This is a genomic window from Arthrobacter sp. NPDC092385, from assembly GCF_044755105.1.
Classification (GTDB): Bacteria; Actinomycetota; Actinomycetes; order Actinomycetales; family Micrococcaceae; genus Arthrobacter_D.
The window spans coordinates 15,763-39,625 of sequence record NZ_JBIVQL010000011.1 but is presented as its reverse complement, the minus strand read 5'-3'; the positions used below and the strand labels follow the sequence as shown (position 1 = coordinate 39,625).

At 70.5% G+C, this 23,863-nt stretch carries 22 protein-coding genes; 12 read left to right on the top strand and 10 right to left on the bottom strand.

Annotated features, from left to right (window positions below; all coding sequences use genetic code 11):
• Positions 1-74 precede the first annotated feature (74 nt).
• Entirely contained in the window at positions 75-1,427 is a 1,353-nt protein-coding gene (locus ACIQCY_RS14050; RefSeq protein ID WP_400484518.1) for an MFS transporter, read from the top strand.
• 117 nt (positions 1,428-1,544) lie between these two features.
• Here ACIQCY_RS14050 and ACIQCY_RS14045 read toward each other — a convergent pair whose 3' ends face one another.
• A complete protein-coding gene (locus ACIQCY_RS14045) occupies positions 1,545-2,147 on the bottom strand; it encodes a DUF6318 family protein (protein WP_400484517.1) in 603 nt (200 codons plus the stop codon).
• 151 nt (positions 2,148-2,298) lie between these two features.
• Between ACIQCY_RS14045 and ACIQCY_RS14040 the strand changes: the two genes are divergently transcribed.
• Complete coding sequence (locus ACIQCY_RS14040; RefSeq protein WP_400484516.1) at positions 2,299-5,013, top strand: alpha-amylase family glycosyl hydrolase; 2,715 nt, start codon at positions 2,299-2,301, stop codon at positions 5,011-5,013.
• A gap of 98 nt (positions 5,014-5,111) precedes the next feature.
• On the opposite strand, the gene ACIQCY_RS14035 is transcribed toward ACIQCY_RS14040, so the two are convergent.
• Complete coding sequence (locus tag ACIQCY_RS14035; RefSeq protein WP_400484515.1) at positions 5,112-6,128, bottom strand: magnesium and cobalt transport protein CorA; 1,017 nt, start codon at positions 6,126-6,128, stop codon at positions 5,112-5,114.
• A 1-nt stretch (position 6,129) separates the two neighbouring features.
• Positions 6,130-6,714 (bottom strand): phosphoribosylglycinamide formyltransferase, encoded by a 585-nt coding sequence (gene purN, locus ACIQCY_RS14030; protein ID WP_400484514.1) that lies wholly within the window; start codon positions 6,712-6,714, stop codon positions 6,130-6,132.
• A gap of 55 nt (positions 6,715-6,769) precedes the next feature.
• On the opposite strand from purN, the gene ACIQCY_RS14025 reads away from it, so the two are divergent.
• Entirely contained in the window at positions 6,770-7,210 is a 441-nt protein-coding gene (locus ACIQCY_RS14025) for a hypothetical protein (RefSeq protein WP_400484513.1), read from the top strand.
• Between the two features lie 20 nt (positions 7,211-7,230).
• Here the strand turns inward: ACIQCY_RS14025 and ACIQCY_RS14020 are convergent, their stop codons facing one another.
• Entirely contained in the window at positions 7,231-8,511 is a 1,281-nt protein-coding gene (locus ACIQCY_RS14020) for a DUF6350 family protein (protein WP_400484512.1), read from the bottom strand.
• Positions 8,512-8,591: 80 nt separating this feature from the next.
• Entirely contained in the window at positions 8,592-9,344 is a 753-nt protein-coding gene (locus tag ACIQCY_RS14015; RefSeq protein ID WP_400484511.1) for a TSUP family transporter, read from the bottom strand.
• Between the two features lie 81 nt (positions 9,345-9,425).
• Between ACIQCY_RS14015 and ACIQCY_RS14010 the strand changes: the two genes are divergently transcribed.
• The 5 genes from ACIQCY_RS14010 (at position 9,426) to ACIQCY_RS13990 (ending at position 14,759) form a co-directional block, all read left to right on the top strand.
• The gene (locus ACIQCY_RS14010) at positions 9,426-10,061 is read left to right on the top strand and encodes a DUF1684 domain-containing protein (RefSeq protein ID WP_400484510.1); all 636 of its coding nucleotides are present in this window, start codon (positions 9,426-9,428) and stop codon (positions 10,059-10,061) included.
• A gap of 102 nt (positions 10,062-10,163) precedes the next feature.
• Entirely contained in the window at positions 10,164-10,943 is a 780-nt protein-coding gene (locus ACIQCY_RS14005) for a potassium channel family protein (protein ID WP_400484509.1), read from the top strand.
• A gap of 84 nt (positions 10,944-11,027) precedes the next feature.
• The gene (locus tag ACIQCY_RS14000; protein WP_400484508.1) at positions 11,028-12,191 is read left to right on the top strand and encodes a glycosyltransferase family 4 protein; all 1,164 of its coding nucleotides are present in this window, start codon (positions 11,028-11,030) and stop codon (positions 12,189-12,191) included.
• 93 nt (positions 12,192-12,284) lie between these two features.
• Complete coding sequence (locus ACIQCY_RS13995; RefSeq protein ID WP_400484507.1) at positions 12,285-13,916, top strand: stealth family protein; 1,632 nt, start codon at positions 12,285-12,287, stop codon at positions 13,914-13,916.
• A 42-nt stretch (positions 13,917-13,958) separates the two neighbouring features.
• Positions 13,959-14,759: an MSMEG_6728 family protein gene (locus ACIQCY_RS13990; RefSeq protein WP_400484506.1), complete on the top strand. Its 801-nt coding sequence runs from the start codon at positions 13,959-13,961 to the stop codon at positions 14,757-14,759.
• Positions 14,760-14,801: 42 nt separating this feature from the next.
• Here ACIQCY_RS13990 and ACIQCY_RS13985 read toward each other — a convergent pair whose 3' ends face one another.
• Positions 14,802-15,680: a phosphodiesterase gene (locus tag ACIQCY_RS13985; protein ID WP_400484505.1), complete on the bottom strand. Its 879-nt coding sequence runs from the start codon at positions 15,678-15,680 to the stop codon at positions 14,802-14,804.
• Between the two features lie 292 nt (positions 15,681-15,972).
• Between ACIQCY_RS13985 and ACIQCY_RS13980 the strand changes: the two genes are divergently transcribed.
• Together ACIQCY_RS13980 and ACIQCY_RS13975 are read left to right on the top strand one after the other, a co-directional pair.
• A complete protein-coding gene (locus ACIQCY_RS13980; protein WP_400484504.1) occupies positions 15,973-16,383 on the top strand; it encodes a hypothetical protein in 411 nt (136 codons plus the stop codon).
• Positions 16,384-16,458: 75 nt separating this feature from the next.
• Entirely contained in the window at positions 16,459-17,214 is a 756-nt protein-coding gene (locus ACIQCY_RS13975) for an SOS response-associated peptidase (RefSeq protein WP_400484503.1), read from the top strand.
• On the opposite strand, the gene ACIQCY_RS13970 is transcribed toward ACIQCY_RS13975, so the two are convergent.
• Positions 17,211-17,480: a hypothetical protein gene (locus ACIQCY_RS13970; protein WP_400484502.1), complete on the bottom strand. Its 270-nt coding sequence runs from the start codon at positions 17,478-17,480 to the stop codon at positions 17,211-17,213. The genes ACIQCY_RS13975 and ACIQCY_RS13970 overlap by 4 nt on opposite strands.
• A gap of 186 nt (positions 17,481-17,666) precedes the next feature.
• Between ACIQCY_RS13970 and ACIQCY_RS13965 the strand changes: the two genes are divergently transcribed.
• Together ACIQCY_RS13965 and ACIQCY_RS13960 are read left to right on the top strand one after the other, a co-directional pair.
• Positions 17,667-18,410 carry an MBL fold metallo-hydrolase gene (locus ACIQCY_RS13965; protein ID WP_400484501.1) on the top strand — a complete coding sequence of 248 codons (744 nt, stop codon included), beginning with the start codon at positions 17,667-17,669 and terminating at the stop codon, positions 18,408-18,410.
• Between the two features lie 47 nt (positions 18,411-18,457).
• The gene (locus tag ACIQCY_RS13960; RefSeq protein ID WP_400484500.1) at positions 18,458-19,714 is read left to right on the top strand and encodes a phosphatidylserine/phosphatidylglycerophosphate/cardiolipin synthase family protein; all 1,257 of its coding nucleotides are present in this window, start codon (positions 18,458-18,460) and stop codon (positions 19,712-19,714) included.
• Here ACIQCY_RS13960 and ACIQCY_RS13955 read toward each other — a convergent pair.
• From ACIQCY_RS13955 to ACIQCY_RS13945, 3 genes are read right to left on the bottom strand one after another with little or no spacing between them, the layout of a single operon-like run.
• Complete coding sequence (locus ACIQCY_RS13955) at positions 19,683-20,447, bottom strand: GntR family transcriptional regulator (protein ID WP_400484499.1); 765 nt, start codon at positions 20,445-20,447, stop codon at positions 19,683-19,685. The genes ACIQCY_RS13960 and ACIQCY_RS13955 overlap by 32 nt on opposite strands.
• Positions 20,413-22,068, bottom strand: a complete 1,656-nt coding sequence (locus tag ACIQCY_RS13950; RefSeq protein WP_400484498.1) for a dipeptide ABC transporter ATP-binding protein — start codon at positions 22,066-22,068, stop codon at positions 20,413-20,415. The genes ACIQCY_RS13955 and ACIQCY_RS13950 overlap by 35 nt, the downstream gene beginning before the upstream one ends.
• A complete protein-coding gene (locus tag ACIQCY_RS13945) occupies positions 22,052-23,860 on the bottom strand; it encodes a gamma-glutamyltransferase family protein (protein WP_400484497.1) in 1,809 nt (602 codons plus the stop codon). Before ACIQCY_RS13945 ends, ACIQCY_RS13950 begins: the two co-directional genes overlap by 17 nt.
• Between the last annotated feature and the right edge of the window lie 3 nt (positions 23,861-23,863).

The window sequence follows — 23,863 nt, the reverse complement described above, 5'->3', positions numbered from 1 at the left end:
GCGAGGTGGCGGCACAGGGACCCGGGTGCCTGGCGGTACAGTTCTGGCAGAACAGCACCCTCTCCGAAGGCATCATGAACGTCAATACACAGCTCCCCACCGGCGACCAGGTGGTACAGGACCTCCCCTGGCGCTGGAAGGTCCAGGGGAAGATCTTCCTCATCGGCGGCCTCGGCTTCATGTTCGACGCCTGGGACGTGACCCTCAACGCGTATCTGATCCCCCTGCTGATCGGGGACTGGGGCCTCGTCCCCGGCCAGGCGGCGTGGATCGCGACGTCGAACCTGATCGGCATGGCCGTCGGCGCCTTCGCCTGGGGGTCCGTCGCGGACATCATCGGGCGCAAGAGGGCCTTCACCCTCACCCTGCTCGTCTTCTCCGTCTTCACCGTGCTCGGGGCGTTCTCCCCCGACATCGTCTGGTTCTGCGTCTTCCGCTTCCTGGCCGGCTTCGGCCTCGGCGGCTGCATCCCCGTGGACTACGCGCTCGTGGGCGAGTTCACACCGCGCCGCCAACGCGGGCGGGTCCTCACCGCGATGGACGCCTGGTGGCCCGTCGGCGCCTTCCTCTGCGGCGTGGTGACGACGGCGGTCGTCGCGCAGTTCGGCGACTGGCGCTACGCGATGCTCGTCATGGTGCTTCCCGCGCTCCTCGTGTTCTGGGTGCGGCGCGGCGTGCCCGAGTCCCCTCTCTACCTCGTCCAGCGCGGCCGGCGCGAGGAGGCCCGGGCCGTCATCGACGACCTCGTCGCCCGTACCGGAGGCAAGCAGCAGGAGTGGCGCCTGCCGGACCCCGAGGAGACGCCGCGGCTCTCGCTGGGCAGCATCTCGGGTCAGCTGACCGGGCTGTGGCGCTACAACTGGCGCATCACCCTCACGGCCTGGAGCCTCTTCCTGACCATCCTCCTCGTCTACTACGGGGCGCTGACCTGGATGCCGCGCATCCTCATCGCCTCCGGCTACGCGCAGTCGGTCGCGTTCATCACGACCACGTTCATGACGGGCGTCGGCTTCCTCGGAGTTATCGCCGCCGCCCTCCTCGTCGAGCGCGTGGGCCGCAAGTGGCTCCTCGCCATCACGGGGCCGGGTTCCGCCGCGCTCCTCGTGGCCTTCGCGCTGACCCTCGACCTGCCGGCCGTCGCGACGGCCTGGCTGCTGGGCTTCGGCTTCGTGGTGCAGGTGGCCATCCCGGTGCTGTACACGTACGTCTCGGAGCTGTACCCGACGGAGCTCAGGGGCAGCGGCTTCGGCTGGGCGTCGACGATCTCGAGGATCGGCGCGGGCCTCGTGCCGCTGATCTTCGGCACGCTCCTGTGGCCCTACCTCGGGCTGCCGCTGACCTTCGCGCTCATCGGGGGCCTCGTGGTCCTCGCCGTCGTGTTCATGGCGTTCAACGCCCCCGAGACGCGGAGTGCGACGCTGCGCTGACCGGGGCAGGACCGCGAAAGGGGTGCCTCCGCGACCGCGGTGGCACCCCTTCGTCATCAGCCGGAACCAGGCCTCCGCTGGAGCCAGGCCTCCGCTGGAACTAGGCCTCTGCTGGAACTAGGCCTCCGGTAGCTCCGCATCGGGGGTCTCCTCGAAGGAGGTCACCTTCCACGCGCCGTCGGCGAAGCGGACGGTCGCACTGTAGATGGTGCCCTCAGGCGTGAACGGGCGCTGCTCCGTGACGGAACCGTCCTCGGCGAACTCGGTGTACGCGTCCGGGTTGACGGGAACCAGGGCGGAGACGTCCGTGCCCTCCGCGACCTGCTCCTCGGGTGTGACGAGGTAGACGTTCTCCGCCTTGGGCTGGCCGCCGAGCACCCATCCCCCGGCGTCGTACACGTCCTGCAGCCGCTGCGCCTCGGCCTGCTCGCCCGCGGCGCCGTCGATGAGCTCCAGCATCGCGGCGGCATCGCCGGTCTGCAGGACGTACGCCTTCTGGTCGAAGTAGTAGTAGAGGAACGCGCGGGCTCCCCCGGGCGTCGCCTCCCCGACGAGGTCGTTGCTCGCCGGCCGCTCGATGTTCGCTGCGGCGGCTGAGGAGCTCGCGGGCGAGGGCGTGGTGTCGGCCGGGGTCGCCGGCGTGGTCTCCGTGGTGCCGGCACAGGCGGTGAGTGCCAGCAGGGTGAGTGCGGCGGTGGCCGCGAGGCGGGGGAAGGTCATGGGTCCCTCTGGTGTTCGGCGGATGAGTTAGTGGCCCGAGGCCACCACTACCCTATCGTCGCATGAAATAGTTTTCGCTTAATTTGCGCCCGACGATTGACTCTTTCGTGTGAGCTGGGACACGCTGGTGCTTTCCCACGAAGGAGACCCCGTGAAACCCCGCCACGCCACCGTCGTCGTGCTGACCGCCCTTGTCGCCGGTTCCGTCACGTCGCTGCCCGCCACCGCCGCCCCCAAGACTCCCGACACCTCCCCCGCGACCGCACAGCACTCGCTGCGTTCCGCCGTCACCGACGAGAACTTCTACTTCGTCATGGCCGACCGGTTCCGGAACGGCAGCACCGCGAACGACGACGGCGGCCTCGGCCCCGACGCGTCGGTGTCCGGCTTCGACCCCACCCGCAAGGGCTACTACAACGGCGGCGACCTCAAGGGCCTGCTGCAGGAACTCGACTACATCCAGGGCATGGGCACCACGTCCATCTGGCTCACCCCGAGCTTCAAGAACCGCGCCGTGCAGCCGGAGGACAACTCGGCGGGCTACCACGGCTACTGGATCACCGACTTCACCCAGATCGACCCTCACCTCGGCACGAACGACGACCTCAAGGCCCTCATCGACGCAGCCCACGCGCGCGGCATGAAGGTGTACTTCGACATCATCACCAACCACACGGCCGACGTCATCGGCTACGACGCCGGAGAGCGCGCGCCCTACATCTCGAAGGACGAGGAGCCGTACCGCGACGCCGCCGGCAAGGAATTCGACGACCGCGACTACGCCGGCACCGGGACGTTCCCCGCACTCGACGCCGGGACCTCCTTCCCGTACGTCCCGGTGGTGCCGGAGGCCGACAGGAACCTCAAGGTCCCGGAGTGGCTGAACGACCCGACGCTCTACCACAACCGCGGCGACACGACGTTCGCCGGCGAGGACTCCTTCTACGGCGACTTCTTCGGCCTGGACGACCTCTCCACCGAGCACCCCCGCGTGGTGGACGGCATGATCGACATCTACAAGACCTGGATCGCGGACTTCGGCGTGGACGGCTTCCGGATCGACACCATGAAGCACGTCAACGACGAGTTCTGGCAGGCCTTCGGGCCCGAGGTCCTCTCCTACGCCCAGGAGCAGGGCAAGGACGAGTTCTTCATGTTCGGCGAGGTCTTCGACACCACGAAGTCCTTCACGTCGCAGTTCACCACGCGCAACAGGATGCAGTCCGTGCTCGATTTCCCGTTCCAGGCCGCCGCGCGCGGATATGCGTCGCAGGGAACGCCGGCGACGGGCTTGGAGGCCTTCTTCGCCGGTGACGACTGGTACACCGATGCGGACTCCAACGCGTACAGCCTCCCGACGTTCCTCGGGAACCACGACATGGGCCGGATCGGCAGCTTCATCGCCTCGGACAACCCGGGCGCCCCCGAGGACGAACTGCTGGCCCGCGACACCCTCGCGCACGAACTCATGTACTTCTCGCGCGGCAACCCCGTGATCTACTACGGCGACGAGCAGGGCTTCACCGGCCCCGGCGGCGACCAGGACGCGCGGCAGACGATGTTCGCGAGCCAGGTGCCCGAGTACCTCGACGACGACCTGCTCGGCACCGCCGCGACGCACGCCACGGACAACTTCGACGCCGGGCACCCGCTCTACCAGGGAATCGCGGCGCTGGCACAGGTCACGGCCGAGCACCCTGCCCTGCGGAACGGCGCCCACCAGCACCGGTACGCCTCCGACGGCCCCGGCATCTACGCGTTCTCCCGCACCGACGCCGAGGACCAGCGCGAGTACGTCGTGGCGCTGAACAACAGCACCGAGCCGCAGACGGCGGCCATCCCCACCTACGCCGCCAAGCGCAGCTTCGGACTGGTCTACGGAGACGCGCCGGAGCGCGCGAAGTCGGCCGCCGACGGCACCCTCAGCGTCACGGTCCCCGCGCTGTCCTCCGTGGTCTACGAGCTCTCGGGGAAGATCCCGAACTCCAAGGCCGCGCCGGCCGTCAGCCTGCAGCAGCCGGCGCCGGCCGCCGAGGACAACGGCCGCCTGAAGGTGGCCGCCGACGTCGCCGGCTCCTCGTTCTACGAGGTCACCTTCGAGGCCCGCACCCCGGGCTCCCCCTGGACGAGCATCGGCACGGATGACAACGCGCCGTACAGCGTCTACCACGACACGAGCGCCCTGCCCGCAGGATCGGCCGTCGAGTACCGCGCGGTGGTCCTCGACAACGCCCGCCACACGCGGACCTCGACGACGGCGTCCGCCACGGTGCCGCAGCCGCGCCTGACGATGGGCCTCCCCGCCGAGGGGACCCAGGTGCAGGGCGACGTCGAGGTCACCGCCACCGCGAGCCCGGAGAATTCCGAGTACGCCGTGACCCTCGAGCGCAGCATCGCCGGTGGTGCCTGGACGGCCATCGGCACCGATGATTCGTCGCCGACCTACACGGCCGTCGATGATCTCGCGGCCCTTGACCTCGCCGAGGGCACCCAGGTGCGGTACCGGGCCCTGCTCGGCACGTCGGTGAGCGACATCAGGACCGTGACGGTCGGCTCGGTCGTCGAGCAGCCCGGCACCGTGGCCGTGGCTGGCAGCCTCGACTCCGAGCTGGGCTGCGGCGGGGACTGGGATCCGGCGTGCGACCAGGCGCAGATGACCTTCGACGCCGCGTCGCAGACCTGGCTCCTCGAGGTCGCGGACCTGCCCGCCGGCAGCTATGAGTACAAGGCGGCCCTCAACCGCAGCTGGACCGAGAACTACGGTGCCGGCGGCGGTCGCGACGGCAGCAACATCGTGCTCGTGCACGCGGGCGGACCGGTGACCTTCGTGTACGACCACCGGACCCACGTGATCAGCACGCGCTAGCTGGACGGCGACCGGGACGACGGCCGGGATCCTCGGATCCCGGCCGTCGTCGTGTCCGGGGTGTCGGCACCGTGATCGCGGAACGGCGCCGGTGGGCGCTACAGCCAGTCGTTGCGCTTGAAGGCCCAGTACAGGCCGCTTCCCATGCCGACCATGAGGACGAGGGCGAACGGATAGCCCAGCGTCCAGTGCAGCTCGGGCATCACGTCGAAGTTCATGCCGTAGATGGAGGCGATCAGGGTGGGCGCGAAGAGGATCGCGGCCCACGAGGAGATGCGCTTCACTTCCTCGCCCTGCCTCAGCGACGTCTCCATCAGCCGCGTCATCTCCTCGTTCTGCCGTTGCGCCACGAGCGTGGACTGGACGGTCAGGGCATTCTGCAGCAGCGCCCGGAAGGTGTTCACGCGTTCGACGACGCGGATCACATGGTCCTGGACGTCACGCAGGTTGCGCCCGAGCTCGGAGTCGATCTGGTACTTGTCGGATCCACGCAGCAGCGCATCCATCATGGCCTGCAGGGGTTGCGTGGCGCGCTGGAACTCGATGACCTCGCGGTGCAGTTCGTAGATCCGGCGCGAGACATCCGGTGCGCCCCCGAACAGCTCGTCCTCGATCTCGTCGACGTCGTTCTCGAGCCCCCTCACCACGGGTTCGTACTCGTCGACCACCTGGTCGAGCAGGGCGTAGAGGACGGCCTGCGGCCCGGCACCGAGCAGTGCCGGGTCCCCCTCGAGCCTGCGCCGCACGATGCCGAGGTCCGGTGACTCGGCGTGCCGGATGGTCACGACGAAGTCGTGCCCGACGAAGAGGTGCAGTTCCCCGAACTCCACCTTCTCCTCGACGTCGAGGTAGCGCGCCGGGCGCAGCACCAGGAAGAGGGTGTCCCCGTAGCGCTCGAGCTTCGCGCGCTGGTGTCCGTTCGTGGCGTCCTCGACGGCGAGGGGGTGCAGGCCGAACTCGGCCTCGACCGCGTGGATCTCCTCGCGCTGCGGACGGTACAGGCCGATCCAGCCCATGCCGCCGCTCTCACGCATGATCTCGAAGGTCTGGTCGAGGGTCTCGGGGTTGATGCGCTTCGTCCCGCCGACATACACGGCGTTGGCGACCACCGGCACCTCAGGCCCTGCCCGCGGTGGCGCCGCCGGCCGCGAGCCCGGCGAGGGTCTCGATCAGCAGCCTGCGCTCCTCGACCTTGATGCGCTCGTGCAGGGTGTCCTTCGTGTCGTCGGGCAGGACGGCGACGGGGGCCTGGGCGAGGATGGGGCCCGTGTCCACGCCGGCGTCGGCGATCATCACGGTGCAGCCCGTCACCTTCACCCCGTAGGCCAGGGCATCGCGCACGCCGTGGGCGCCCGGGAAGCTCGGCAGGAGGGCCGGATGGGTGTTGAGGTAGCGGTTCGGGAACCTGTCCAGGAAGTGCTGGTCGACGATCCGCATGAAGCCCGAGGAGACGACGTAGTCCGGCTCGTGCGCGGCGACGGCCTCGGTGAGCGCGCGGTTCCAGTCCGCGCGGTCCGCGTACTGCCGGAAGTCGACCTCGAAGGTCGCGATCCCCGCATCGGCTGCGCGCCGGACGCCGCCGGTACCGGTCCGGTCGGCTCCGACGGCGGCGATGGTCACGGGCAGGCTGCCGTCGGCGACGGCGTCGATCACGGACTGGAGGTTCGATCCGGTTCCGGAGACGAGGACTACGATGCGCATGGCTCAACCTTAGGTCGCTGCTCGCCTAGGGTTGAACCATGGCGAGGGATGAACGATGACGCACCAGGGCACCGGACAGGGCCGGCGGGGTAGTACCGGGTCCGGGCGGAAGGGCCCCGACGACGCACGCTCCGCGCAGGCCGCGTCCGCGGGCCTGTGGCTGCGCCTGTTCCTCGCGGCGCTGCTCGGCGGCGTGCTGACGAGCGGCCTGGTGCTCCCCTGGAAGGTCCTCGCGCTCGTGCTGTCGGTCCTCGCACTGGCATCCGGCGTCGTCGCGCTCGTCAAGGCGATCAGCGCGAAGCTCCCCCGGCTCGTCGTGCTCGCGACGGCCCTGGGCCTCGCGGCAGCCCTCTTCCTCGCGGCGGGTACCGGAGCGTCGGTGCTCCTCTGGCCCGTCACCCAGAACTACGAGGACTGCATGTCCCGTGCCCTGACGCTGCACGCACAGAAGGAGTGCGAGGAAGGCCTGCGGAACCTCGACGGCTTCGGCCGGTAGTCCAGGCCGGGCAGGAAGGCTCAGCGCCGCCTCGGCTCCCGCTCGAGCAGGGGCCCGACGGCGTGGCCGAGGACGGCTCCGACCGCCACTTCGGCGGCGAGCCAGAGGCCGACGGCCAGGGGATCGGGCCCGAGGTCGGTGAAGCGCCCGAGGCCGAGCGAGGCGCGGGAGGCGAGGGCGACGACGGCGCCGCACAGTCCCGCCGTGATGCCGATGAGGCCGGCGAGCGCCAGGGTCGAGGCCGTCGAGGTCAGCCAGCGCTGGCTGCTGTGGAGGACGAGCCACTCGTCGAAGTGGTTCTCCCCCTCCCGGAAGAACCACCAGCCCGCGAGGAGCCCGGCGAGGACGGGTATGGCCAGCGCGGCGTAGCCGTACTCGAGCGTGCCTGCCGGCAGTGCTCCGAGGATGGGCAGGGCGGGCAGCGGACCCACGGTACTGGCGAGCGGCGTGAGGGAGCTTCCCGTGCCGAGGGCGAATCCCGCTCCTGTGGACCAGGCCATGGTCCAGAGGGCGAGGTTGGGCAGGAGCCCGAGCTGCAGGAGCGTCACCACGGTGGCGCCGGCGATGCCCCCGTCGATCCGCTCGTAGATCGCGGCGATCCCGGCCCAGTTGAGCCCTATCGCGACCGCGAGCAACGCGGCCGACAGGCTGGCTGCGACCATCACGGCGAGGAAGCCCGAGCGGAGGATCGACCACACGTAGGACCCCGCCCAGCGGGAGTGCTGGCTGGTACGGCCCACCCACGCGGCGAAGTCGACGCCGACCAGCCGGCTCCACGCCCCCGCTTCACGGTAGGCGCCCGTGATCAGGCCGATCCCGGCGGACACCGGCGGGATCAGGGCCCCCGCGACGAGGGACGCCGACGCGTCCGGGGTCGTGGATACGTATGCCACGCCCGCACCGATCGCGGCGTAGGTGAGCAGGGCCCCGAGGAGCGCCTGCCACAACTGGTCCGTATAGGAGGCCCGCGCGAGGCGCCGTCCGGCGCGCCAGGCCAGGAGCAACGGCACGAGGACCAGGCCGAGGGGGATCACGTGGAGCAGTCCCGATACGGCATCGGCTCCGGCTACTCCCGCCGGGAACCGGAGGACGAGCGGGACCCCGTGCATCACCAGCCATCCCTGGCCTGCCAGGCGGGCCGCCGACTCGGGCGAGCGGTCCGCGAATCCGCCGGTGAGCCAGACCGCGGCGATCGGGAGGACCACGAGCAGCGCCGAGATCACGGCGGCCTGGCCGAGTTCGAGGACCCCCTGCAGCCACAGGGGCATGGGAAGGGCACGGGGTTTGGTGGGGAGTCTCATCCCTTCCATGGTGCCATCGGCGGGGGCCGCGGACACCGAGCGACGCGGGGCGGACGGCGCTTGCCGCGGGGTGTCGCCGGTCACCCCAGCAGGTCCGCGAGGCCCTTGACGACGGCGAAGGCCGCGCCCACGAACGCGATCACGATCACGAACAGCCGCGCCTGGTCGTCGCGGACGAAGCGCCCGAGCTTCTCGCCGGCGACGATGCCACCCACGATGGCCAGCCCGATCGCGCCCCACATCCACGGCGCCAGGACCGGGGCCTGCGACGGGTCGAGCAGCAGCTTCGCGATCAGCGTGACGCTGCCGATGCAGACGAAGAAGGGCTGCAGCGTCGCCGCGAACGGGCGCTGCGGCCACCGGGAGAGGACGGCGTAGGCGCTCACGGCCGGGCCACCCACGCCGGCCATCGAGTTGGTGAGGCCCGCCGTGAAGCCCGCGACGACCTTCGGCGCGTTCCCGCGCAGGACGACATCCGAGCGCTGGAGCACCAGGGAGACGGTCAGGGCGACGAGGACGACGGCGCCGACGGTCACCGACAGCGGCGCGGACGGGATGGCCACCGCGAGGAAGGACCCCGGGATGGACCCGAACAGGGAGGGGACCACCAGCCAGCGGAACATGCTCCAGTCGATGTCCTTCCAGACCCTGCCGACGATGATCGCGGAGGAGACGACCCCGCAGATGTTGACGAGCAGCACGCCTGCATGGGGCCCGAGGATGATCACCAGGAACGGCGCGATCAGCAGGGCGAACCCGAGCCCGGCGATACGCTGCGCGACCGCCCCGACGAGGACGGAGGCCAGCACGATGCAGAAGATGCCGAGGGTCACCCCGCTACAGTACGCCGGGGCAACCACTTCCCTGCCCTCCCTCCGGCATCATGACGGGGCCGCCGGCGGTAGCCTGACACGATGACCGCTCTTAGCACAGCACTGGCCACCGCCGACTGGCGACGGCGGGTCTTCGGCCTGTACGACGACGTGCGCGGGCGGGCGGTGTCCGACTCGCCGGAGGCGGCCCATGCCCTGTGGCGGACGGGCCGCGACGGCCTGTTCCGCGACCATCCGGCGTCCGCGCTCGGCGACCGCGCGAAGGCGGCCTTCGCCGGGCTCGCCGTCGCGCCCTACGATCCGGCGTTCCGCTTCGAGGCACTCGTGGACGACGACGGCGCGGGCGAGGTGATGGACGTCGCGACCGGGACGGACGGCGTCGTACCCTTCCGCCGCCTCGGCACCGTCCTGCTGCCGGGGCTGGGGAAGCTGGCGCTCTGGAAGCTCGCGTCCTACGGCGGCGGACTCTTCCTGCCCCTGCACGACGGCACGGCGGGGAAGCCCGGCGGCACCTACGGGGGCGGACGCTACGTCCTGGACACCATCAAGGGCGCCCACCTCGGGGAGGGGCGCCCCGCGGGCAGCCTCGTGGTCGACCTGAACTTCGCCTACAACCCCTCCTGCGCCTACGACGAGGAGTGGGCCTGCCCCCTCCCCGGTCCGGGGAACCGGCTGAAGGACGAGGTGCCGGTCGGCGAGCTCTATCGGCAGTACTGACTGCACGGACGCCCGCCACTCCGTAGGCTTGTGGATTCCGGCGCGGAAGCGACCCGGGCAGCCGCAGCCGATCGAGGAGCACCGCGAGATGAGCAGAGTCCGATGACGCAGGGGCCGAGGACACAGGGTCCGCTGACGCAGGCACAGTGGCGGCGACGCACGGAGGTGCCCCTGATCATCGCCGCGGTGATGTATCTCGCGGCGTACTCCATCCAGGTCACGGCGGATCCCCCGCCCTCCGTCGGCCGTGCCCTCGAAGGTGTCATCTGGGCCACCTGGGCCCTGTTCCTCGTGGACTACGTGGCGAGCCTCGTGCTCGCCGACGCTCGCGGCCGGTGGTTCGTCCGCCACCTCCACGAGATCGTCATCCTCCTGCTCCCCATGCTGCGGCCCCTCCGCCTCCTGCGGCTCCTCCCCCTGCTGCGCGTGCTCAACCGCTCGGGCGGGGACGCCCTGCGCGGGCACATCGTCCTCTACGTCGTCTCGGCCATGACGGTCCTGGGATATGCCGGGGCGCTCGCGGTGCTCGACGTCGAACAGGATGCTCCCGGCGCGACCATCCTCACGCTGCCCGATGCCCTCTGGTGGGCGCTCACGACGGTCACCTCCGTGGGCTACGGCGACTACTACCCGGTCACGGGCGCAGGACGCCTCGTCGCGGCAGGCCTCATGATCGGCGGCATCGGCGTGCTCAGCGCCGTCACCGCAGCCTTCGCGTCCTGGCTCGTGGAGAACGTCGCGACGACGCGCGCAGCGGAGGCGAGGACAGCCGAATCGGACGCGCAGGTCCAGGACCAGCTCAAGAGCGTCAGCCTGCAGATCGACACCCTCACCCGGCAGCTCGCCCACGGCTCGCATCAGGGACGCGCCGACCGGGAGTAGCGCCCGGCCGGATTTCGCCGGACGTTCACCCGGCCTCCATCCCCCGGTGGCCGCCCCTCCGCCCGTGCCTGCGAGGGTTGGAGCGTGAGGATCGCCGTTGTCGCAGAATCTTTCCTGCCCCACATGAACGGGGTCACGCACTCGCTGCTGAAGGTGCTCGCCCACCTGCGCCGCCGCGGCGACGAGGTCCTGGTGATCGCGCCGTCGTCGTCCTGGCTCGACGACGAGGCGCCTGCCTCGGTGGAGGGCTACCCCGTCCACTCGCTGCCCTCCGTCCCCCTGTCCGGCTATGCGAACGTGCGCCTCGCCGCGGGCACCGTGGCCCGGGTGCGCCGCGTCCTCGCCGAGTTCGGGCCCGACGTCGTCCACGTCGCCTCACCCTTCGTCCTCGGCTGGCGCGCCGTGCAGGCGTGCGAGCAGCTCGGCATCCCCACGGTCGCCGTCTACCAGACGGAGGTTCCCGCATACGCCGCGCGCTACGGGTTCCCCTGGCTCGAGTCCCTCCTGTGGCAGCGCGTCGAGAACATCCACGCCGCCTCGACCCTGACCCTCGTGCCGTCCTCCTTCGCGCATGAACAGCTGCGGTCCCGCGGGGTGCAGCGGCTCAACCTGTGGCGGCGCGGCGTCGACACCGACCGGTTCTCCCCCGCGCGGCACGACGCCGCATGGCGTGCGGCCGTCGCCGAGCCGCACGAGCGCGTCATCGGCTACGTGGGACGGCTCGCGCCGGAGAAGCAGGTCGAGGATCTCGCCGTCCTGGACTCCATGCCCGGGACGCGGCTGGTCGTCATCGGTTCCGGTCCCCAGAAGGAGGCCCTCCGTGCGCGGCTGCCGCGCGCCCACTTCGCGGGCTTCCAGGGCGGCCTCGACCTGGCACGCATGGTCGCGACCTTCGACCTCTTCGTCCACCCCGGGGAGTCCGAGACCTTCTGCCAGACCATCCAGGAGGCCATGGCGTCCGGCGTCCCGGTCGTCGCCGTGGGCAGGGGCGGACCACTCGACCTCGTGGACCCGTCACGCACGGGGTGGACCTACGAACCCGGCGACCTGCAGGGCCTCCGTGCCGCCGTCGCCGACCTGCTCGGGGACGATGCCAAGCGCCGCGCCTTCGGCCGGGCGGCACACGCCTCGGTCCAGGGACGCACCTGGCCCGTGCTCTGCGAACAGCTCGTCACCTACTACGAGAAGGCCATCGCCGTGCAGCTGAGGCGGGCCGCGGTGGCGGACAGGGTGCGCAGGGTGCCGTAGCAACCCCGGATCGGCCGGCCGGGACTCTGGACTCCTCCAGTCCGAAGCGGTATGGTGCCCGCTCGCATCGGGGCCACCCCCACAGGCCCTATCATGGGGAACAAACCCACCTACTCTCCGGAGGTTCCGATTACAGACACGGCTGCCCAACACGACATTTATTTCGGTGCACCAGAACCGGAGAATGAAGCCGAGATCCTGGAATCGGCGTCTCGCGCAGCGGTAGCCCGTTTCGACGGCCGCTCGGACATCACCACGATCAAGCGACGCTTCACGCTGATCAACCAGGACCGCACCCCGCACCAGGCGATGGTCGAGGACCTGCTGTTCATCCGCGCGGCCCTCGACAGGGCCGGAGTCGAGTTCCTCCTGGTGCGCGGGAACGACCAGCGCCCCGTCATCGCCGTCGACCTGAACGACCGCGAGAAGCTCCGCGCCGCGCTGGTCGACGCCTGCCGGGACGAGCCGTTCTACTCGCGCACGGTCGACACGAAGCGCCGCACCACGCTCCTGGTCAGTGACGGTGAGCTCTCCAAGAGCAGGAAGGCCCGGATCTTCCGGCTCTTCCGCCCGCGCATCGAACCCCTCGGGGGCCTTGCCTACGGCCCTTCGGCAGGAGTGCAGATCGAGCTGTGGGCCCTCGGCGAGACGGCCATCGAACTGCCCGTCGAGAACTCCCTGACGCGGCGCACCCTGCCGGGCGCCGAAGTGGTGCGCGGCGAGGTGGAACGCCACGGCCTGGTCTGGCCCACGATCGACAACATGTTCGCGGACCACGCCACGGACATCGATTTCGACATCGACCTCGTCTTCTCCTGGGTGGACGGCAGCAGCCCCGAGTACCGGGCAGCCCGAGCGGCCCGCATGCAGGGCGTGGTCGTCGGCGAGGGCGACGACCACGAAGCGCGTTTCCGCCAGATCGACGAGCTGAAGTACGCGCTGCGCTCCGTCTACATGTTCGCGCCCTGGATCCGCCGCATCTTCATCGCCACGGACTCGGAGCGCCCCGCCTGGCTCGCCGACCACCCGTCGGTGACGCTGGTGCGCTCGGAGGAGCACTTCAAGGACCCCTCCGTGCTGCCGACGCACAACTCGCAGGCCGTCGAGTCCCAGCTCCAGCACATCCCGGGACTCTCCGAGTACTTCCTCTACTCCAACGACGACATGTTCTTCGGGCGCCCCGTCGCCCCGGACATGTTCTTCTCCCCCGGTGGCATCACCAAGTTCATCGAAGCGGACACGCGGATCGGGCTCGGCGAGAACGACACCGAGCGCAGCGGATTCGAGAACGCCGCGCGCGTCAACCGGCGGCTCCTGCACGAGCGCTTCGGCCGCATCACCACCCGGCACCTGGAGCACACCGCGGCTCCCCTGCGCAAGAGCGTACTGCTCGAGATGGAGGCGGAATTCGCCGCTGAGTTCGAGGCCACGGCCGCTTCCCGCTTCCGCGCCAAGGACAACATCTCCGTCACCAACTCGCTCTACCACTACTACGCCCTGCTGACCGGCAGGGCCGTGACGCAGGAGATGGCACGCGTCAAGTACGTCGACACCACGATGCGCTCCGGCCTCAAGAGCCTCAGCAAGATGCTGGACAAGCGCAGCCAGGACTTCTTCTGCCTCAACGACGGCAGCTTCCCGGAAGTCCCGGCCGAGGAACGCGCCTACCTGGTGACGGAGTTCCTCGAGAAGTACTTCCCGGTCAAGGCGCCCTGGGAGATCTAGGAGGCCCGGCAGGGCGTCACCGGCGCGTGCGAGACTGGCGCCATGCAGACCTTCCTGCCCTATCCCGACTTCGCCGCGAGCGCACGAGTACTGGACCAGGCGAGGCTCGGGAAGCAGCGCGTCGAGACACTGCAGGCCCTGCGCGCCCTCGTGATCCCGGACTACGGCTGGCGGCAGCACCCCGCCATCCGCATGTGGATGGGCTACGTGCCGGCCCTGACGGTGTACGGACTGGCGATGGTCGCGGAGTGGGTGTCCCGCGGCCACGCTGATTCGACGCACCGCCAGATCCTCGAGTTCGCACCCCACGTCCTGGAGGATCCGGACGTGCCGATGCCGCCCTGGCTCGGTGACCCCGCCTTCCACGTGAGCCATCAGTCCAACCTGATCCAGAAGGCCCCCGAGGTCTACCGCAGCAGGTTCCCCGGCGTGCCCGAGGACCTCCCGTACTACTGGCCCGAGCCCGAGGAGGTGCGGATCCCCAGCGAACCGGAGGGCCGGCGGCTGTGGGTCTGGCGGGCGGCCTCGCACCCGCCGGAGGGTGAGGCGACGCTGCTCATGCCGCCCGAGCCACCCGGCGGGCGGGCGGCGCCGAAGTGGGAACGCCAACTGCACAGGTTCGAGGAATCGATCGAGGACGGTGACGCCGTGGCGATCGCCGACCCCGACGGCGAACACTTCCGCACGGGGCACGTGGGCCCCGTACTGATGCACGAGGACGGGCTGCTGCGCCCGGCGCGCCTGCACGGCTGGCTGGATCGCTCGGACTTCGACCCGCCGGCCCTGCTGCAGGATCCGCGGACCCTCTTCAGCGTGCGGCTGCCCGAGGCGCTGGACGCCTGACGGCCCGCGTCTCCTGGACGCCTGTGGCAGGGCGCGCCCCGGTTACACGGGCACCGACGCGAGCCGCCGGGCGCGGGAACCCTCGGCGATGGTCACACCGTGGGCCTCGAGCCTGCGCCGGGTCTCCTCCCGCGGCACCACCTCGCCCACCGAGCCGTGCCGGCCGGCCGGTACCACCGAGTGGACGATCGTCTCCTCGTAGACGTGCACGAGGTTGTAGGACTGCGCGCCGTCCCGTCCGCGACTGCCGCCGCCGTCGAACAGCAGGTCCTGGGTGTAGCAGGTGGCACTCGCCACCGAGACCGGGACGCCCGCGAACATCGCCGTCGTCGAGTAGTGGAGGTGCCCGGCGAGGATGGTGCGCACGTCCGAGCCGCGGACGACGTCGGCGAGCGAGCGCTGGTCGCGCAGTTCCACGAGCACCGCGAGATCCTGGACGCTGGGAACGGGCGGGTGGTGCAGGGCGAGGATGGTCCCGTAGGGTGCCGGCACTTCGAGTTCGGCGGCGAGCCACTGGAGTTGCCGGCTCGTGAACTCGCCGTGGTGGTGGCCGGGAACGGTCGAGTCCAGGGTGATGATCCGCAGGCCGTCGACGAAGTGGACTACATCCACCGGAGCGTCGAGCTGCCCGGCGGCCGGTGCCTCGCCGAGGAGACCCGCCCGGAAGGCCGCGCGGTCGTCGTGGTTGCCCATGGCCCAGATGACGTCCGCTCCGAGCCGGGCCGCCGCTGGATCGACGATGGCGCGGAGCTTCGCATAGGCGCCGGGCTCCCCCTTGTCCGCGAGGTCGCCGGTGAACACGATCGCCTGCGGCCGGGCGCCGGACGCCTCGAGGTCGTCGAACACCTCCCGCAGCCGTTGCTCGCTGTCCACGGCCCCGTACAGGGGGCCGTCCCCTGCGAGGAGGTGCGTGTCGCTCATGTGCAGGAGAAAGTGCTGGGGCCGAGGGTGTTCTGCTGTCCGGGGGACCATGAAACCTACTCCGATAGCCGATGGGTCTTCGCTAGCCTGCCTGCCATACAAGCAGAGGTGCACGGTGAACTCCGTGAACTCCCCACGGCAGGTCGAGAAACTTTGGAGGAACACCGTGCGCGATCCGGGCCGGACGTGATCTGCAAGGAGTCCCAGCGGACGTGCAGCAGGGCTGGCGGGGCGGCATCACGGGCCGTAGGCTCACACACGAACCACCATCCCCGCAGCGAAAGGCACCACCATGGGATTCCGCCCCACCCACATTCCCCTCCGCCTCACGACGGGCGCCTTCATCCTGAATTCCGGCCTCGGGAAGACGAACCTCGACGAGGGCTCCGCAGGCTACATGCAGGCCATGGCATCCAAGGCCTTCCCCCAGCTCAGCCAGCTCGAGGCGCAGAAGTTCGGCAAGGCCCTCGCAGCGGCGGAGATCGCGCTCGGCTCGGCACTGCTCGCGCCCTTCATCCCGAGCAGGCTGGCAGGCCTCGGCCTCCTGGCGTTCTCGGCGGGCATGATGGCGATGTACGTCAAGACGCCCGGGCTCACGCAGGAGGACGGCATACGTCCCACGCAGGACGGCACGTCCGTGGCGAAGGACATCTGGATGGTGGGCATCGCACTGTCCCTGATCCTCGACCGCAAGAAGAAGTAGCCCACCCGGCACTGTGGCCCCGCCGACGGCGGGGCCACAGTGCTCTTCCCGCCGAACACACAGGAGACCCGGGCCATGTGCGGACGTTTCGTCATCGCAGGCAGCAAGGCGGACCTCATCGACGCCTTCGAGGTGGACGAGGCGATCGTGGACGAGGTGGAGCCGTCCTGGAACGTGGCGCCCACCGACACCGTGCAGCTCGTCGTCGAGCGGCTCGACCCGGAGACGGGCGAGCTGACGCGCCGGCTCGAACCGGCGCGCTGGGGCCTCATCCCGTCCTGGTCGAAGACGGCCGCCGTCGGTGCCCGGATGATCAACGCACGCAGCGAGACGGTCCTGGAGAAGCCCTCGTTCCGAAGCGCAGCACTCAAGCGCCGCGGGATCGTCCCGGCCGACGGGTACTACGAGTGGCGCAGGAACGCCGACGGTTCGAAGACCCCCGTCTACCTCCACGGTGCCGACGGGGCCCGCCTGGGATTCGCCGGGCTGTACGAGTTCTGGCGGGACCCCGCGACGGTCACCGAGGAACACCCGCACGGGTCCTGGGTGGTGAGCTGCACCATCATCACGCGCCCTGCCGGCGACGCCCTCGGGGAGATCCATGACCGCACCCCGGTGATCGTCCCGCCCGCGCTGCGCGGCGACTGGCTCGATCCGCGGAACGACTCGCGTCCGGCCGTCCAGGAACTCCTCGACGCGATCCCGGAGCCGCACCTCGTCCCCCGCACCGTGGGGAACCGCGTGGGCTCGGTGCGGAACAACGGTCCCGACCTGATCGAGCCCCTCCCGGGGGACGTCACCGCGGACGGCGAGCAGCAGACGCTCCTCTAGCCGTGTGGCCGCTCGGTACCGCTGTACGGAGCGCGGGGAGCCGGCGGCAGGTCCGCGATGTACTCGTTCACGGCGAGCGCCAGGATGTCGCGTTCGAAAGGAGGGAGCAGGAGCGAGCTGTAGAGGTAGGCGTCGATCTCCTCCTCACCGACGTTCCCGCCGAGGCCGAAGTACCGGAGCCAGAGCTCGTAGGTGGACAGGCTCGTCGAGCGGAACGCAGCGCACGTACGGCGCTGCTGCTCGTGCTCCCCCATGCCCGTGGTCATTCCCGTATCCTCCTGGAACCGCCGCCGGACGCGCCCGCAGCCGCACCGTGATCGTGCCTTCTCCGGTCGGTTTCCAACGTAGCGAGGGACGCCGGATATGGGAACCCCGCACCGGTGCCGCTTCTTCGCTTGTTGCCGGGAGCCGGCGTGCCTAGGGTCGGAGGAGGCCGCGAGCGAAGGAGACGCATGATCAGGACGGACATGGCCCCGGGGATCCATTACCTCGAGCATGCCAGGACGAACGTCTACCTCGTGGAGGACGACGACGGCGTGCTCCTGGTGGACACCGGCCTGCCCCGCTCGAAGGGCGTGCTCGTGGAAGCCCTCAACCGGATCGGCCGTCCGGTGCAGGACATCCGGGCGGTCGTCCTGACCCACGGGCACTTCGACCATGTCGGGACGGCGGAACACCTGCGGTCGCGGTACGGCATCCCCGTGTACTGCCATCCCGACGACGCCCACATCGCCGCGCACCCCTACAGCTACCAGCGGGAGCGCTCGCCGTTCCTCTACCCGCTGAGCTACCCGCGGGCCATCCCGGGCCTGCTCCGCATGACCGCCGCGGGAGCCGTCACGGTCAAGGGCATACGCGATACCCTGCCCCTCACCCCCGAAGCCGCGGCGGCGCTCCCGGGCTCGCCGCTCGTGGTCCCGACGCCGGGCCACACCAAGGGACACTGTGCCCTGCACTTCCCGGACCGGGACGCTGTCATCAGCGGCGACGCCCTCGTGACCCTCGACCCGTACACGGGCCGCCCCGGTCCGCAGGTCGTGGCGAGGGCCGCCACGGCGGACACCGCGACGGCGCTGCGGTCGCTCGAGGCCCTGCGCTCGACCGCGGCGAGGACGGTCCTGCCGGGGCACGGCTTCCCGTGGCTGGCCGGGGTGGAGTCCGCCGTGTCACAGGCACTCGAGGTCGGGGGCCACTAGGACCGCCACCCGACGCCGTCGCCCCGGTGAGGCGATACGCTGGGCCCATGGGTTGGTTGAAGCGTCGGACGATTCTGGGGTTCGCAGGCGGCACGGCGAAACGGGCGGCGGTCGCGCTGTTCTCCGCGCAGGCCGTGGTCATCGCCGGGATCGTCGGCGTGGACGCCTACCAGAAGCGCCAGCGCACCAAGCGCCCGGTGTTCCCCCAGCCCGGAACGTTCCACACCACCATCGGCGACACCGAGACCACGGTCTACACCTATGGCGAGGACCTGTTCGACGCCATGATCGGGGCGATCGACAAGGCCGAGCACCAGGTACTGCTCGAGACCTACATCTGGAAGGGCGACGAGGTCGGCGCCCGGTTCCGCGACGCCGTCAACCGCGCCGCCGAGCGCGGAGTGAACGTCTACCTCATCTACGACGGTTTCGCGAACCTGGTGGTCAACCCCTTCTTCTACAAGTTCCACCCCCTCGTCAACACCTACCGCTTCCCGGTCCTCCGCCCGTCCATCATCTTCACCAACATCCGTGGAACCGGTTTCGACCACCGCAAGGTACTCGTGGTCGACGACGAGGTGGGATTCGTGGGCGGGTACAACCTCGGCTCGGACTACGCGACGAAATGGCGCGACACGCACCTCGAGGTCCGGGGGCCCTCGGTGTGGGAGCTCCGGGAGGCGTTCGTCAGCTTCTGGAACATCCGCGCCATCCCGCGCCGCCCCGAACTACCCGACCTCAGCGCCTCGTTCTGGGAGCCGCGCATCCGGGCGGTCAACAACAACCCGGCGTTCCTGGTGTTCCCGATCCGCGGCGTCTACCTGGATGCGATCAACCGCGCGGAGAAGCACATCTTCATCACGACGGCGTACTTCATCCCGGACCGGCAGATCCTCGACGCCCTGCTGCGGGCGAGCCGCCGCGGGGTGGACGTGCGCGTGATCCTCCCGGAGGACTCCAACCATGTGGTCTCGGACTGGCTGTCGCGCGGGTTCTACTCCTCAATGATCGGCGCCGGGGTGCAGGTCCTGCTGTACCAGAACTCCATGATCCATGCGAAGACGGCGACGATCGACGGCGAGTGGAGCACGGTCGGCACGGCCAATATCGACCGCCTCAGCCTGACCGGCAACTACGAGATCAACCTCGAGATCTTCGACCGGGCACTGGCTGCGACCATGGAGAAGATCTTCGAGGTGGACTCCTCCAACAGCCGCGTGCTGACGAAGGAGGAGTGGGACAGCCGGCACGTGGTGGCCCGCGCCAGCGAACTCATCCTCGCTCCCCTGCGTCCGTTCCTGTAACCCGCGCCCGATCCGCGGCCGCCCGATCCGGGGCCGAGAACCGCTCCAGGTACCCGTGCTGCGAGGATTCCACGTGGCCGGCCATCAGCCGCTCCGCCTCGACCTCGTTCCCCGCATCGATCGCCGCGATGATCAGCCGGTGCTCGCCCCACGACTGCTTCCCGCGGTTGTCGACGTCGGCGGCGTAGAGCCACTCGATCTTCCCCGAGATCTGCCGCAGCAGGGCGGTCAGCGACGCGCTGCCGCTGAGCTCGGCGACCCCGAGGTGGAAGCGGATGTTCAGTTCGGGCAGGTCCGCGAGGGCGTCGGCCGCAACGGCGCGGTCGCCGTCGTCGAGGATGTCCGTGAGCGCCCGCCTCGCGGAGAACCACTCCGTGCTCGGGGCGTCGGCCGCGAACTGCGCTGCCGCCCGGCGCGCTGCGCGCCGGGCGATCGTCGCCTCGATGACCCGCCGGACGGCGAAGAGGTCCTCGGCGTCGTCGATCGGGATCTCCGCCACCGTGGAGCCCGCGTAGGGCTTCGATTCCACGAAACCCTCGGCCTCCAGCGCACGCAGCGCCTCCCGCACGGGTACGCGTGACACCCCGTACTTGGCGGCCAGGGCGGCCTCCGTGACCCGGACGCCGGGATGCAGCGCGCCGAAGATGATGTCGCGGCGGATGGCGTCGAGGACGCGCTGCGGCGCAGCGGCGTCCTGCTCAGGCCGCAAACGCCGCGCCCGGGATGGCTCCAAGAAGCTCCTTCGTGTAGTCCGCCCGCGGCCGGTTGAACACGTCGTCCATCGAGCCGCTCTCGACGACGTCGCCCGATCTCATGACCACCACGTCGGTGGCGATCTGCCGAACCACCGAGAGGTCGTGCGTGATGAAGAGGTAGGTGAGTCCGAGCCTATCCTGCAGGTCGGCGAGCAGCGCCAGGATCTGGTCCTGCACGAGCACGTCGAGGGCCGAGACCGCCTCGTCGCAGATGAGCAGCTCCGGCTCGAGGGCGAGCGCCCGGGCGATGGCGACGCGCTGCCGCTGGCCCCCGGAGAGCTCGTTGGGTCGGCGCTGGGCGACGGCGCGCGGCAGGGCCACCTGGTCGAGGAGCTCGGCGACCCGTGCCTGGCGTCCTCCGCGGTCACCGACGCCGAAGATGCGCAGCGGCTCGTCGATCAGGCGCTCGATGCTGTACGTGGGGTCCAGGGAGCCGTAGGGGTCCTGGAAGACGGGCTGCACCTTGCGGCGGAGCGCCCGCCGCTGGGCGCCTCGGGTGGTCGTGAGCGATTCGCCGTCGATCAGGGCCTCCCCCGACGACGCCGTCTCCAGGCCGAGGATGATGCGCGCCACCGTCGTCTTGCCGGACCCGGATTCGCCGACCACCGCCGTCGTGGTCCCGCGTGCCACCTCGAAGGACACGTTGTTGACCGCGCGGACGGTGCTGCCGCGCTGGCCGCGGAGGGCGAACTCCTTGACGAGGTTGTCGACCACGAGGATCGACGGCGCCTTTCCCGCCGCGGGCTGGACGTCGACGAGCGGCTCGGCGTCGAGCACCGCCGCCACCGAGGGCGCCGCCGCGACGAGCTGCCTGGTGTACTCCTCCTGGGGATCGAGCAGGATCTGGCGGGGGGTCCCCACCTCGACGATCCGGCCCTCCGACATCACGATGATGCGGTCCGTGCGATCCGCCGCCAGCCCGAGGTCGTGCGTGATGAACAGCAGCGACGTTCCTCGGGCGTCGACGAGCGACTGCAGGTGGTTCAGGATCTGCCGCTGCACGGTGACGTCGAGCGCCGACGTCGGCTCGTCCGCGATCAGCAGTTCCGGCTCCCCGGCCAGGGCGATGGCGATGAGCACCCGCTGGCGCATGCCGCCGGAGAACTCGTGCGGGTACTGCCCGTAGCGGCGCTCGGCGTCGGGGATGCCGGCCTCGGTGAGCAGCGCGACCGCCCGCTTCCTCACCTCCGCGCGGTCCGGTCGCGCCACGTCCCGCCGGCTCGCGACGATCGCGTCCGCGACCTGGGGGCCGATCTTCATGGCCGGGTTCAGGTTGGACATCGGATCCTGCGGCACCAGGCCCACGCGCTGGCCTCGGATGCTGCGCAGGACCGGTTCGGTGGCGGTGGCGAGGTCCACGACGTCGCCCCTGGTGCGGCCTGCGCCGAGCACGATGGATCCGTGGGTGATCCGCCCGCTGCCGGGCAGCAGGCGGAGGATGGCGCCGATGGCCGTGGATTTTCCGGAGCCGGACTGGCCCACGATCGCCACCCGCTCACCGCGCCGCATGGAGAAGCCGATCCGGTGCAGGACGGGTGTCCCGCCGAAGGCGACCTCCAGCTCGGTGACTTCGAGGATGTTCTCAGCGTCCTGCAGCATAGCCCTGTGCTCCTCGCGGATTGGCGGCGGCGGAGAGCACGCCGGTTTCATGGTCCTGGGTGACGGAGGAGAGCCGGCCGAGCGCCCAGTCCCCCGCCCGGGTGATGGCGTGGCCCCGGCGTTCGAGGTCCGCGATGACGTCCTCGCCCAGCCGGTCCTCGACGACGGCGCCGCCCGGTTCCCACGTGCGCGGCCAGAAGGAGCCGGGGATGGACGTGGTGTGGAGGGACGGTGCGTCGATGGCCTGCTGCGGCGTGTAGCCTCCGACGACGGTGCGGAGGATGTAGAGCAGCTGCCACTGGTCCTGCTGGTCGCCACCGGGCGAGCCGAGGGCGACGACGGGCTTGCCGTCCTTGAGGATGAGCGTGGGCGTGAGGGTGGTGCGGGGGCGCTTGCCGGCCTGCAGCGTCGACGGCGCGCCCTCCTCCAGCCAGGTCATCTGCAGCCGGGAGCCGAGGCAGAACCCGAGCTCCGGGATGGCGGGCGAGGACTGCAGCCAGCCCCCGCTCGGCGTCGCCGAGACCATGTTGCCGGCAGAGTCGACGACGTCGATGTGGCAGGTGTCCCCGCGCGTCTCGCCGCTGCGCGAGACCGTGGGCTCGCCGACCCCCGCGAAGCCGCTGCCGCCGACCAGGGCGGGGGGCGTGTAGTCGGTGCGCAGCGGCGGGGTGAACGGCGTCAGGCCGGGGACGGTCCCGGGCCGGAACTCGACGGACGCCTCGTCGCCGATGAGGGCGCGCCGCTCGGCGGCGTAGTCCGGGGAGAGCAGATACTCCATCGGCACGTCCGCGTCGCCGTAGTAGGCCTCACGGTCGGCGATCGCGAGCTTCTGCGCCTCGAGGATGGTGTGCGCGCCGATGGCCGTGGACGGGTCCAGCAGCTCGTCGTCGAACCCGTCGAGGATGGCGAGGGTCTGCAGCAGGGCCGGTCCCTGGCCCCAGGGGCCGGTCTTGGCGATGGTGTGGCCGCGGAACTCGAAGGTGGTCGCCTCCTCGTAGCCGGCTTCGAACCCGGCGAAGTCCTCGACCGTGATCACGCCGGCGTGGTCCAGCCCGGACGAGTGCCGGTGGGGCGTGCGGACGAATTCCGCGGCGGCCTGCGCCACGAGCCCGGTGCGCCACTCGAGGCGGGCGGCGTCGATCCGCTCGGTCCGGGTGGCGCCGTCCGCCGCCGCGCCCACGAGGGACCCGAGGACGCGGGCGTAGGCCTCGTTCCGGATGACCTCGCCCTCCCGCGGGGGCCTGCCGTCCGGCATCCAGAGGGCGGCCGACGTCGGCCAGTGCTCGGTGAAGAGGTCCGCCACGGCCGCGATGGTCGCTCCCACGCGGCCCACGATGGGGTGGCCGTCGCGCGCGTAGCCGATCGCGAAGGCCAGCACGTCCTCGAGCTCCCACGTGCCGTGGTCGCGCAGCAGGATCAGCCAGGCGTCGACGGCGGCGGGCACCGCCGCGGCGAGGGCCCCTGCGCCCGGGACGAGCTCGAGGCCCTCTGCGAGGTAGTGCTCGCGGGTCGCGGCGGCCGGTGCCGGGCCCTGGCCCATGAGCACGACGGGCCGGTCCGGCTCCTCGGCCGTGGCGAAGACGCCGGTCATGTCCCCGCCGGGACCGTTGAGGTGCGGCTCGACGACGTGCAGGACGAAGGCCCCGGCGACGGCGGCGTCGAACGCGTTGCCGCCGCGCTCCAGCACGGCCTGGGCGGAGGCGGTGGCGAGCCAGTGCGTCGAGGCGCTCATGCCGAAGGTGCCCTGGAGGGTCGGCCTGGTGGTGAAGGAGGGAGGGGGCGTGTACGTCATCGT

What these genes read in the sequence shown, in the direction of transcription:
- ACIQCY_RS14050 (WP_400484518.1), top strand. Translation starts at nt 75, where the DNA reads ATGAACGTCAATACACAGCTCCCCACCGGCGACCAGGTGGTACAGGAC.
- ACIQCY_RS14045 (WP_400484517.1), bottom strand. Translation starts at nt 2,147, where the DNA reads ATGACCTTCCCCCGCCTCGCGGCCACCGCCGCACTCACCCTGCTGGCA.
- purN (WP_400484514.1), bottom strand. Translation starts at nt 6,714, where the DNA reads ATGCGCATCGTAGTCCTCGTCTCCGGAACCGGATCGAACCTCCAGTCC.
- ACIQCY_RS14025 (WP_400484513.1), top strand. Translation starts at nt 6,770, where the DNA reads ATGACGCACCAGGGCACCGGACAGGGCCGGCGGGGTAGTACCGGGTCC.
- ACIQCY_RS14020 (WP_400484512.1), bottom strand. Translation starts at nt 8,511, where the DNA reads ATGAGACTCCCCACCAAACCCCGTGCCCTTCCCATGCCCCTGTGGCTG.
- ACIQCY_RS14010 (WP_400484510.1), top strand. Translation starts at nt 9,426, where the DNA reads ATGACCGCTCTTAGCACAGCACTGGCCACCGCCGACTGGCGACGGCGG.
- ACIQCY_RS14005 (WP_400484509.1), top strand. Translation starts at nt 10,164, where the DNA reads ATGACGCAGGGGCCGAGGACACAGGGTCCGCTGACGCAGGCACAGTGG.
- ACIQCY_RS13995 (WP_400484507.1), top strand. Translation starts at nt 12,285, where the DNA reads ATGGGGAACAAACCCACCTACTCTCCGGAGGTTCCGATTACAGACACG.
- ACIQCY_RS13990 (WP_400484506.1), top strand. Translation starts at nt 13,959, where the DNA reads ATGCAGACCTTCCTGCCCTATCCCGACTTCGCCGCGAGCGCACGAGTA.
- ACIQCY_RS13985 (WP_400484505.1), bottom strand. Translation starts at nt 15,680, where the DNA reads ATGAGCGACACGCACCTCCTCGCAGGGGACGGCCCCCTGTACGGGGCC.
- ACIQCY_RS13980 (WP_400484504.1), top strand. Translation starts at nt 15,973, where the DNA reads ATGGGATTCCGCCCCACCCACATTCCCCTCCGCCTCACGACGGGCGCC.
- ACIQCY_RS13975 (WP_400484503.1), top strand. Translation starts at nt 16,459, where the DNA reads ATGTGCGGACGTTTCGTCATCGCAGGCAGCAAGGCGGACCTCATCGAC.
- ACIQCY_RS13970 (WP_400484502.1), bottom strand. Translation starts at nt 17,480, where the DNA reads ATGACCACGGGCATGGGGGAGCACGAGCAGCAGCGCCGTACGTGCGCT.
- ACIQCY_RS13965 (WP_400484501.1), top strand. Translation starts at nt 17,667, where the DNA reads ATGATCAGGACGGACATGGCCCCGGGGATCCATTACCTCGAGCATGCC.
- ACIQCY_RS13960 (WP_400484500.1), top strand. Translation starts at nt 18,458, where the DNA reads ATGGGTTGGTTGAAGCGTCGGACGATTCTGGGGTTCGCAGGCGGCACG.
- ACIQCY_RS13950 (WP_400484498.1), bottom strand. Translation starts at nt 22,068, where the DNA reads ATGCTGCAGGACGCTGAGAACATCCTCGAAGTCACCGAGCTGGAGGTC.
- ACIQCY_RS13945 (WP_400484497.1), bottom strand. Translation starts at nt 23,860, where the DNA reads ATGACGTACACGCCCCCTCCCTCCTTCACCACCAGGCCGACCCTCCAG.